At 64.1% G+C, this 8,521-nt stretch carries 7 protein-coding genes and 1 tRNA gene; 2 read left to right on the top strand and 6 right to left on the bottom strand.

Annotated elements, in window-relative coordinates:
- Nucleotides 1–110: 110 nt before the first annotated feature.
- From rpoN to AC628_RS37730, 5 genes are all read right to left on the bottom strand, one after another.
- A complete protein-coding gene (gene rpoN, locus AC628_RS37750; RefSeq protein ID WP_074131724.1) occupies nucleotides 111–1,766 on the bottom strand; it encodes an RNA polymerase factor sigma-54 in 1,656 nt (551 codons plus the stop codon).
- A 90-nt stretch (nucleotides 1,767–1,856) separates the two neighbouring features.
- Nucleotides 1,857–2,843 carry an LPS export ABC transporter ATP-binding protein gene (gene lptB / locus AC628_RS37745; protein ID WP_074131723.1) on the bottom strand — a complete coding sequence of 329 codons (987 nt, stop codon included), beginning with the start codon at nucleotides 2,841–2,843 and terminating at the stop codon, nucleotides 1,857–1,859.
- Nucleotides 2,844–3,188: 345 nt separating this feature from the next.
- Nucleotides 3,189–3,917 (bottom strand): LptA/OstA family protein, encoded by a 729-nt coding sequence (locus AC628_RS37740; protein WP_074131726.1) that lies wholly within the window; start codon nucleotides 3,915–3,917, stop codon nucleotides 3,189–3,191.
- A 5-nt stretch (nucleotides 3,918–3,922) separates the two neighbouring features.
- Complete coding sequence (gene lptC / locus AC628_RS37735; RefSeq protein ID WP_074131722.1) at nucleotides 3,923–4,654, bottom strand: LPS export ABC transporter periplasmic protein LptC; 732 nt, start codon at nucleotides 4,652–4,654, stop codon at nucleotides 3,923–3,925.
- 170 nt (nucleotides 4,655–4,824) lie between these two features.
- Nucleotides 4,825–5,439, bottom strand: a complete 615-nt coding sequence (locus AC628_RS37730; protein ID WP_074131721.1) for a ribonuclease H-like domain-containing protein — start codon at nucleotides 5,437–5,439, stop codon at nucleotides 4,825–4,827.
- Nucleotides 5,440–5,804: 365 nt separating this feature from the next.
- Between AC628_RS37730 and AC628_RS37725 the strand changes: the two genes are divergently transcribed.
- Complete coding sequence (locus AC628_RS37725; RefSeq protein ID WP_074131725.1) at nucleotides 5,805–7,073, top strand: MFS transporter; 1,269 nt, start codon at nucleotides 5,805–5,807, stop codon at nucleotides 7,071–7,073.
- A gap of 117 nt (nucleotides 7,074–7,190) precedes the next feature.
- Here AC628_RS37725 and AC628_RS37720 read toward each other — a convergent pair.
- Nucleotides 7,191–7,277 (bottom strand) — tRNA-Leu (locus AC628_RS37720).
- 145 nt (nucleotides 7,278–7,422) lie between these two features.
- Here AC628_RS37720 and AC628_RS37715 point away from each other — a divergent pair.
- The gene (locus AC628_RS37715) at nucleotides 7,423–8,391 is read left to right on the top strand and encodes a complex I NDUFA9 subunit family protein (RefSeq protein ID WP_074131720.1); all 969 of its coding nucleotides are present in this window, start codon (nucleotides 7,423–7,425) and stop codon (nucleotides 8,389–8,391) included.
- Nucleotides 8,392–8,521 lie beyond the last annotated feature (130 nt).

The following is an 8,521-nucleotide window of genomic DNA, read 5'->3' as shown; positions in this document are numbered from 1 at the left end:
CTTCTGGACGATGTTCGACCTGGAAAGGTTGAGACTATCGCGATTTGACGCGAACGCAACGAGCGCATGGACCTGTCCGTACTCGGACGGGGCCATCCTCAAGAAGTAACCTAAACGGGGGCTGTATCGCGCGAGCGGTCGGGCGAGGAGGCAGGAGCCGAAAGGGCATTACCGAGCATGCTCTGTTTGTCACGGCGGCGCTGCACCGAGGATGGTATCCGCATCGCCTCACGGTACTTCGCGACGGTGCGGCGGGCGATATCAATGCCCGAGGCGCGCAAACGTTCCACGATCGTGTCGTCGGACAGGATCGCCGACGGCGCCTCGCCGTCGATCAACTGCTTGATGTGGTGACGCACCGCCTCGGCCGAATGCGCCTCGCCGCCGTCGGCGGACGCGATCGACGCGGTGAAAAAATACTTCAATTCAAAACTGCCGCGATTGGTCGCCATGTATTTGTTGGCGGTGACGCGCGACACCGTCGATTCATGCATCTGGATCGCGTCCGCGACGGCCTTCAGATTCAGCGGCCGCAGATGCGCGACGCCATAGGTGAAGAATCCGTCCTGCTGGCGGACGATTTCGGTCGCGACCTTCAGGATGGTGCGGGCACGCTGATCGAGCGCGCGCACCAGCCAAGTCGCGTTCTGCAGGCAGTCGGTGAAGTACGACTTGTCGCCGTCCTTGCGGATCGTCTTCGACAGCTCAGAGTAATAGGTCTGGTTGACCAGCACGCGCGGCAGAGTGTCGCTGTTGAGCTCGACGTGCCAGCCGCCGTCGGGACCCGGACGCACATAGACGTCGGGCACCATGGTCTGCGTCCGCGAGGTGCCGAACTTCAGCCCGGGCTTCGGATCGAGCCGGCGGATCTCGGCGATCATGTCGGTGATGTCTTCGTCGTCGACGCCGCAGAGCTTGCGCAGGCCGGCGATGTCGCGCTTGGCAAGCAAATCGAGATGCTCGACCAGCGCCTGCATCGCCGGATCGTAGCGATCGAGCTCGCGCAGCTGGATCGCAAGGCACTCGCTCAGGTTTCGCGCGCAGACACCAGGCGGATCGAATTTCTGCAGCACGGCGACGACCTCGTCGACCGCTTGCTGCGACGCACCGAGCCGTTCGGCGGCCTGGCCGAGATCAGCCGGCAGGTAGCCGGCATCGTCGACCAGGTCGATCAGATACTGCCCGATCATGCGCTGCGCCGGCGCCGAGAACGCCACCGCGAGCTGTTCGGCGAGATGGTCGGCGAGCGTCAGCTCGGCGGCCACGAAGGCTTCGAGGTTGTATTCGTCGTCGCTGGAGGCACCGCCGCCCCATTCGGTATAGACCGACGGTGGCGCATCCTGCGCAGCGCGCGCGGCCGCTTCCGCCGGCTCCTCGGAGAACACGTTGTCGAGACCGGTGTCGAGCGTCTGCTCGATCTCGGCGCGGGTGCCGAGGTCGCGGTTCAGCCACTCCTCCTGGCCGGGCTCGAAAGCGGCCTCGCCGCCCGACCCTGCGGCCATGTCGGAGCCGTCGCCATCATCGCCGTAGCTCGAGGAACCATCGGAATCGCCGTAGTCTTGCCGGTCCATGGCCGGCTCGCCGGCGACCGGCGGTTCCGGACCGTCGGCTGCCCGCTCCAGCAGCGGGTTGCGCTCCAGCTCTTCCTCGACAAAGGTCGACAGGTCCAGGTTCGACAGTTGCAGCAGCTTGATCGCCTGCATCAGCTGCGGCGTCATCACCAGCGACTGCGACTGGCGGAACTCTAGTCTTTGCGTCAGCGCCATGGAGGCAAGAACGACCCTAAAAGTTGGCTCGATTCTTGCTTATCTTAGTCTGTGAAGCTTGTACACGGCTTGACGGATGCAAAATTTGGGTTAGAGGCGGAATTCCTCGCCAAGGTAAAGCCGACGTACATCGGGATCATTAACGATCTCCTCCGGGCTTCCCTCAGTCAAGATCTCACCGGCATAGACGATATAGGCACGGTCGGTCAGGCCGAGCGTCTCGCGGACATTGTGATCGGTGATGAGCACGCCGATGCCGCGGTTGGTGAGATGGCGGACGAGGTCCTGGATGTCGCCGACCGCGATCGGGTCGATGCCGGCGAACGGCTCGTCGAGCAGCATGTAATTGGGGCGCGTCGCCAGCGCGCGCGCGATTTCGACGCGGCGGCGCTCGCCGCCGGACAGCGCGATCGACGGGCTCTTGCGCAGCCGCGTGATGTTGAATTCGTCGAGCAGCGAATCCAGCTCGTGCTCGCGCTTCTTCTTCGAGGGCTCGACGACCTCGAGCACGGCGCGGATGTTCTGCTCGACCGACAGGCCGCGGAAGATCGAGGCTTCCTGCGGCAGATAGCCGATACCGAGACGTGCGCGCTGATACATCGGCAGCTTGGTGACGTCGTGGCCGTCGAGCTCGATCGCGCCGCGATCGGCCTTGATCAGGCCCGTGATCATGTAGAACACCGTGGTCTTGCCGGCGCCGTTCGGCCCGAGCAGGCCGACCGCCTCGCCGCGGCGCACATAGATGCTGACGCCGCGCACGACCTGGCGGCTGCCAAAACTCTTTTCCACGCTATGCACAGCCAGGTAGCCCGGCCGCTTGATCAGCTGCGGCGCCGCCGGGGCGCTGTTCCTGGCTGGCCTTGCCCGCGCCGGAGCGGGCGCTGCTGCGGGCTGGGATCGCGGCAGCTCGGCGGCAGGAACCGAGGCGGCGCGTGCCATCGGCGGCGCGTCACGCACCGGCGACGTCAGCATCTCGCCGAACTGGTCGCCGAGCGCCGTGATGTCGTCATGCGAGCGCGCAAATCCGGAGCTGCGTTTCGCAGAGCGCCGCCGGAACATGCCGAGAAAATCCACCATCCCCGCTTCGCTTCAGCCTTTCACGGTGATCCCGCGACTTTGCCTGCGGACCAATCGATTCGCACGCCAACCTGCGAACATGAAAACCGGATGCCGGCCTTCCCGCGCGACAAGCGCGGACGCGTGTGCGCGGATCATGCTCAAATAATACGGCAAAGCGCGGTGACCCGCGCCTTGGATGAGTGGATGCCCCTGCCCGGCCACCAAGATTCCCCCTCGAGGCGCATCTTCGGCCGAACCGCAGCAGTAGATACAGTCTTGCCCCTCGCGCTTCAACCTCGCGACCGCAAAATATTATCTAACCAATTGATTCTGCTGGACCTTACGCGAAGCTTACTTGGCGCCCTATTTCGACTTGCTGCCCGGCAGGAGCTGAAGCGGCGAGGGCGCCGGGGCCGTGCCGGGGGCAGCCGGCGTTCCGCAGCCACCCTTGCCGCTCTGTCCGCCCTGCGACTGGATGAACAGCCCCTGCACCTTGCCGCTGTCGGACTCCACCCTTGAGACGCCGGTGGTCATGTCGACCAACAGGCGATCGCCGCGCAGCACGTTCTGGCACTGGGTCAGCACCACCTGGCCACCACCGCCGCCGAGCATGGTGATCAGATTGGTCTTGGTGTCGAAGATCGCGGTCTCGCCGGTGACGACCTGGTCCTTCTGGGTGACGACGACATTGCCCTTGGCTTCCAGCCGCTTGATCGAGGACGCACCGCCGGGGCCAGGGGTCGCCGACTGCATCGGCGCGGTGCCCTTGGCGGCGGCCCCCTTGGTGCCGGTCGGCGCAGGCGCGGGCGTCTGGGTCGATTTGTCTTCGTAGAACACCACCAGGATCTTCGAGGTCATGGTGGTGTCGCCCTGCACGACCTTCACATTGCCGGAGAAGGTCGCCTCCTTCTTCTTGTCGCGCATCTCGAGCGCAGCGGCCTCGATCTGGATGGGCTGGTCGCGGTTTTGCGAGAAGCCCTGCATGGCGTTGGGAACGCCCGACATCGAACCCTGCGCGGACGCAGCGCCGGCTGCAAACAGCGTGAGCAGAAAGGCCGCGATTGCGAAGCCGTGCGGAAAACGTCTCATCATCAAATTCATTTCGTGTTGGCGGATTTGCGCGCCTTCGGTGGCGGCGGAGGTGGCGGTGGCGCGGCCTCGGCAGGCGGGCTCGGATTGTTGTCGCCGAGCTTGTCGAGATACATCACGACATTGCCTTCGAACCGCACCAGCTCGCCGCTGTTGTAGATCCTGAGGCGATCCGATGTCAGCGTGCCCTCGAGCAGCTTGACGTCGACATGTTCGTCCGACGAGACGTTGCCCTTGTTGATGTCGACGAAGGCCTGCGTCAGCTTGGCCTCATAGCCGGTGGACGACTGCAGGAAGATATCCTGGCGCAGGTCGAGCAGCTGCTTCTTGTTGTCGAAGAAGCCGGTGCGCGCATCCATTGTCACCGTCGACTGATCCTGTTGCGCCACCTTGGCGCGGATCGTCTTGAGCTCGACATGGTCGGGATCGGTGACGTCCTGGATCGCCGCCTTGGCCCACATCTCATAGGGCCGGCCGTCGGCCGAGAAGCCGGCGATGTGCGGCGATTCCATCGTGATCTTGGTACCCGAGACCACGAGGTTGTCCATCTCGACCGGGAGCTTGGGGATCATTTCGCGGAATGGATTGTAGACCGAGACGAAGATGATCGAGGCCATCGCCAGTCCAACCACGGCAGGCACCGCGACGCGCAGGATCCGCACCATGCGGCTGTGCCGCGCGGCGGCGGCAAAGCGCGCCTCGAGGCCAGTGACATAGGCTGGATTCTGAACCGAATTCACCTGAGCTCCAGAGGCGCGAAATTGCCCCTATTCTAGCCGGAGCCGCCCAAATATGCAGCCCGGACCTCGCGTCGCGCCCCCGCAGGGAGACCACGCGTGAACAGTTTGGCCGAAACGGGGCGGAAATGGCCCCGCAGCGACGAATTCGCGCCCATCATGAACGGGCGGAATCATGAATGGGCGAAGATGTCCTCGGCCTCCCAGCCGTCGAGATCGAGCCTGGCGCGGGCGGGGAGGAAATCGAAGCACGCCTTCGCGAGATCGGTGCGTCCCTCGCGCGCCAGCATCACGTTCAGCTTGTCGCGCAGCGCATGCAGGTGCAGCACGTCGGAGGCGGCATAGGCAAGCTGGGCCTCGCTCAGGCTTTGTGCACCCCAGTCGCTCGACTGCTGCTGCTTCGACAGCTCGACGTTCAGCACCTCGCGCACCAGATCCTTCAGGCCGTGGCGGTCGGTGTAGGTGCGCGACAGGCGCGAGGCGATCTTGGTGCAATAGACCGGCGTAGGCATCACCCCGAAGGTGTTGTAGAGCACCGCGACGTCGAACCGCGCGAAATGGAAGATCTTGGTGATCGCAGGATTGGCGAGCAGCGCCTTCAGGTTCGGCGCATCGGTGTGCCCCTTCGGAATCTGGATCACGTCGGCGGTACCGTCGCCGTTCGACATCTGCACCACGCAGAGCCGGTCACGATGCGGATGCAGCCCCATGGTCTCGGTGTCGATCGCAACGGAATCGGTGTAGCGCGTGAGATCGGGCAGGTCGCCGCGATGCAGGCGGATGGTCATGTATTAAGGCCTCGGGTCTCGGTTCGATTCGACAGGCGACACTAGCCCCCAAACGCCCGGGATGCGAGCGGATAGGCGGTCGCCGCGCCGCTGAGCGGGGGATCACGCCCCGCTCTTGCCATATCCCGACACGGCTGCCCAGCATCGCGCAACCTCTGTTGCATTTGAACCACGCTTCAATTCAAACGATTGGCGACGGGATGATCCGGGGCCCCGCAATACCCATATGGAAAAGCTGGAATTTCGCGGTTCTTGATCACACTTCCGCGCATTTTTTTGCGGGCCTGCGCCGATGAAATCCATGGTCGGCGCCCCTATCTGAGCCCAGCCGCCGCACGTCCTACTCATCTTCAGAAATGAACCTCATGTCGGAACAGACCATCGCCGCGCCGATCGACGACGAGCCGCAGGAGCGCGGCTTTACGCGCTATCAATCGTTCCTGATCGCGCTGCTTGCCTTCACGCAGTTCACCCTGATCCTCGACTTCATCATCATGTCGCCGCTCGGCGCCATCCTGATGCCGTCACTCAACATCACGGCCGGGCAGTTCGGCGTCGCGGTCTCGGCCTACGCCTTCGCCGCCGGCATTTCCGGCATCCTCGCTGCCGGCTTTGCCGATCGCTTCGACCGCAAGAAGCTGCTGCTGTTCTTCTATGTCGGCTTCATGCTCGGCACCGTGCTCTGTGCGCTGGCGCAGAATTTCCACGTGCTGCTGCTCGGTCGCATCGTCACCGGATTGTTCGGCGGCGTGATCGGCTCCGTCGTGCTCGCCATCGTCACCGACCTGTTTCCGCTGCAACTGCGCGGCCGCGCGATGGGCGTGCTGCAGACCGCGTTCGCCGCGAGCCAGGTGCTCGGCGTCCCGGCCGGACTTTTCCTGGCCAATCACTGGAACTGGCACATCTGCTTCGTCGCCATCGTCGGCCTGTCGATTGCGGCGATCACGGCGATTGCGATCGCGATGGAGCCGGTCGACGGACATCTCAAGCTGCAGCATGACAGCAATCCGTTCCGCCATCTGATCGCGACCGTGGGCCAGCCGCGCTACACGCTGGCTTTCCTGGTGACCACGCTGCTGGCGACCGGCGGCTTCATGCTGATGCCGTTCGGCAGCGCCTTCACCGTGCACAATCTCGGCATCGACATCGCGCATTTGCCGACGATCTATCTGGTCTCCGGCCTGTTCAGCATCATCATGGGACCACTGGTCGGCCGCGCCGCCGACAGGTTCGGCAAATATCCGACCTTCGCATTCGGTTGCGTGGTCACCATGATCATGGTGCTGACCTACACCAATCTCGGCCACGTCTCGCTGTTGACCGCGATCGTGGTCAACGTGCTGATGTTCGTCGGCATCTTCTCACGCATGATCCCGTCGCAGGCGCTGATGTCGGCCATCCCCGACGCCAGCCAGCGCGGATCGTTCAGCGCGGTCTCGGCCTCCGTGCAGCAGCTATCGGGCGGGCTGGGCTCGGTGGTCGCAGCTGCGATCGTCGCCGAGAACCCGGACGGCTCGCTGCTGCATTTCGATCGGATCGGCTACGTCGTCGTGGCGAGCTCGATGATCTCAATGATCGCGATGTATTTCGTGCAGAAGCCGATCGCGCGGCGGGCGGGACGGCGGATTGTGTGAGGGCCGCGCTACTTCGGGAGCATGGGGCCGAAACGGCCTGAAGCCGCGTAGCGGGTGACGGCGTCGCCACACCCACCCCGCGGATGCTGAGCGATTTCAATCGCTTATGAAAATGGGTGGTGCCCAGGAAAGGACTCGAACCTTCACGGCCGTTAAGCCACTGGCACCTGAAGCCAGCGCGTCTACCAATTCCACCACCTGGGCGTGGGCGCGTTAGTAAGGTTCGGTTACGCGCTTGTCAAATTCAGGAAACGAAAAATCGAATACCCTGTACATGGTGGGGTCGATGGCGTATCGCCAGATAGCTAACCCACGTCAAAAACTCTCGAATCCGGCAGGAATGAACCCCATGGCATCGAACCTGGACACCACAGTCACGGTCTTCGGCGGATCGGGTTTTCTGGGGCGGAACGTGGTCCGGGCGCTCTGCAAGCGCGATTACCGGGTCCGCGTCGCGGTGCGGCGGCCTGAGCTGGCCGGCCATCTGCAGCCGCTCGGCCGGGTCGGGCAGATTCATGCCGTCCAAGCCAACGTGCGCTACCCGGCCTCGGTCGAGGCGGCGATGCGTGATTCGCAGGTCGCCATCAATCTGGTCGGCATCCTGGCCGAGGGCGGCGGGCAGACTTTTGATGCCGTGCAGGTGAAGGGCGCCGAGACCATCGCCAAGGCGGCAGCCGCGAACGGCGCCCGGATGGTCCATGTCTCGGCGATCGGAGCCGACGAGAATTCGACCTCTAGCTATTTCCGCGCCAAGGCGGAAGGCGAGAAGGCGGTGCAGGCGGCCTTGCCGTCGGCCACCATCATGCGACCGTCGCTGCTGTTCGGGCCCGAGGACGAGTTCACCAACCGCTTTGCCGCGCTGGCGCGGATCTCGCCGGTGCTGCCGCTGGTCGGCGGCGGCGTCAACACGGTGCAGCCGGCCTATGTCGCCGACGTCGCGGACGCGGTGGCAGATGCGGTGGACGGCAAGGCGAAGGCAGGCAGCACCTATGAGCTCGGCGGGCCGGAAGTGCTGACCATGCGCGAGGTGATGGAGATCATCCTCAAGATCACCCAGCGCGACCGGATGCTGGCGCCGCTGCCGTTCGGCCTCGCCAAGCTGCAGTCGTATGTCCTGCAGTTCGCGCCCGGCCCGTTCACCCTGACCCCGGACCAGGTCGCGATGCTGCGGGTGGACAACGTGGTGTCGGAGGCCGCCAAGGCTGCCGGCCTGACCTTCGCAGGCCTCGGCATCACGCCGGATTCGATGGAAGCGGTCGCCCCGCAATATCTCTGGCGCTTCCGCGCGACCGGGCAGTTCCAGAAGAAGAGCGCGTAGCTCTCTCCAGCTATCGTCCCGGCGCAGGCCGGGACCCATAACCACCGCAGCTAGAGCATGATCCGGAAAAGTGTGAAGCGGTTTTCCGAAAAGATCATGCGAAAACAAGAATCTAAAGCGCGATGACGAT

Source organism: Bradyrhizobium sp. NAS96.2 (assembly GCF_001908235.1).
Lineage (GTDB): Bacteria > Pseudomonadota > Alphaproteobacteria > Rhizobiales > Xanthobacteraceae > Bradyrhizobium.
This window is presented reverse-complemented; position numbering and strand designations above follow the sequence as displayed.

Coding starts and splice junctions, on each gene's coding strand:
- rpoN (WP_074131724.1), bottom strand. CDS start 1,766: ATGGCGCTGACGCAAAGACTAGAGTTCCGCCAGTCGCAGTCGCTGGTG.
- lptB (WP_074131723.1), bottom strand. CDS start 2,843: ATGGTGGATTTTCTCGGCATGTTCCGGCGGCGCTCTGCGAAACGCAGC.
- AC628_RS37740 (WP_074131726.1), bottom strand. CDS start 3,917: ATGATGAGACGTTTTCCGCACGGCTTCGCAATCGCGGCCTTTCTGCTC.
- AC628_RS37730 (WP_074131721.1), bottom strand. CDS start 5,439: ATGACCATCCGCCTGCATCGCGGCGACCTGCCCGATCTCACGCGCTAC.
- AC628_RS37725 (WP_074131725.1), top strand. CDS start 5,805: ATGTCGGAACAGACCATCGCCGCGCCGATCGACGACGAGCCGCAGGAG.
- AC628_RS37715 (WP_074131720.1), top strand. CDS start 7,423: ATGGCATCGAACCTGGACACCACAGTCACGGTCTTCGGCGGATCGGGT.